This is a genomic window from Ruegeria sp. ABV3_008, from assembly GCF_056161185.1.
On record NZ_JBSWYP010000031.1, the window covers coordinates 1 to 1,785 of the forward strand.

At 60.9% G+C, this 1,785-nt stretch carries 1 protein-coding gene; it reads right to left on the bottom strand.

Going from position 1 to position 1,785, the window contains the following annotated elements:
• Window positions 1-51: 51 nt before the first annotated feature.
• On the bottom strand, window positions 52-1,785 hold a 1,734-nt coding region (locus ACXAH8_RS23075; RefSeq protein WP_475220841.1), incomplete at its 5' end, for a BCCT family transporter.

Sequence of the window (1,785 nt, forward strand, 5' to 3'; positions counted from 1 at the left end):
AAAAGCGCCGCCCTTTTGGGCGGCGCTTGGATTGTTTGTGTTTTGGTGGGTTTATTCTGCGGCCTGTGGTGCCTCGGCGTGTTTGTCACGCTGGCTGTCGCGGAACAGCGCCTTGGCGAGGGCGACCATCATCAGACCCATCACCATGGTGAAGGGCAGCGCGCCGATGATCATCGCGTTGCGCAGCGCGTCCATCGGGTTGTTCTCACCCGCTGCAAGGATCAGCGCGCCGATCACCGCCAACAGGATCAGACCCCAGATGATGCGGTGTTTGATGCCCGTCTCTTGGCTGCCGCCCGACATGATCGTGTTCATCACCAGAATGCCCGAATCCGCCGAAGTCACCAGGAAGGTCATGATCAGGATCACGCACATCACGTTCAGCATCGACAACAGACCGCCGTCGATCATGTAGGACAGCGTCACGAACAGCTTGTTGGTGTTCGATGCCCCGATGATAGCGCCTCCGGCTTCACCGGCCAGTTCCAGATCGATCGCGGTGCCGCCCAGAACCGTCATCCATGCAAAGCAGACCAGCGCCGGTGCGAAGACACAGCCCAGGATGAACTCACGCACGGTGCGACCCTTCGAGATGCGCGCCAGGAACAGGCCCACAAAGGGCGAGAACGCAATCCACCAGGCCCAGTAGAACGTGGTCCAGCCTGCCTGCCAGCCAAACTGACGACCCTGCTCACCGGCGGCATAGGCCGCGGCCAGAGTGGCCTCATCCAGTTCCGCTGCTGCGCCTTCAAGACCGCTCTTGAAGCCGTCATAGCTGCCCCAGGCATTGGTCGCGCCACCCATCAGGGCATCCGCATGGGCCTGAGCCTCGGCCGGCAGAGCTGCCGCAAACGCCTCGGCCGAGAGCGGGCCGTAGGCGCCAAAGCTCAGCGACAGGAAGTGCAGGATGTAGTCCACCAGCGCGGTGCCATAGGTGGTCATCGCAAAGACAAACGAGCCGAAGACGACAAACGTACCCAGCAGAATGATCGACAGCACCAGGTTCAGGTTCGACAGGTACTTAACACCGCGTCCAACACCCGACACGGCCGAGATGATCGACAGGCCCATGATCACCAGCAGACCTGCAATCAGGCCAACTTTCGACGGGGCCGGAACCTCACCGCTCAGGTCCATGATCCACTCCATCCCGGTGATCGCATAGACACCGTCGATGAACTGGCTGACACCATATCCGATGGTGACCGACACACCCAGGATCGTTGCCACAACGCCCAGAACGTCGACCACATGGCCCAGGAAACCGTTCATCAGCTTGCCAAACAGCGGCGTCAGCGCCGAGCGGATGGTCAGCGGCATGTTGCGCGTATAGGCGTAATAGGCCAGCGACAGGCCGGTCACCACGTAGATCGCCCAGGCGTGGAAGCCATAGTGCAGATAGGTGTAGCGATAGGCCGACTGGACCGCCTCGGGCTCATTGCCGGGCACGTCGCCCGCAACAACCACGGGGTTGGAACCCCACAGGCCCAGAGGCTCGGCGGTGGCGAACACCATCAGGCCCACACCCAGACCGGCCCCGAACATCATCGAGAACCATGAGAAGTTCGAGAACTCGGGCTTTTCGCCGTGCGTGCCCATCACCCGCTTGCCGGTGGCCGGCAGCAGCGCAACGATGGCCAGAAAGAAGAAAAACAGACCTACGATGACCACGTAGAAACTGTTGAAGACCTCCAGAATCTGAGAGTTCCAGCTGCCCAGAGTGCTGTTCGCGTTCGCCGGAAAAATCAGCGCCCAAAGCACAAGGGCTACCATCACACCCTTACT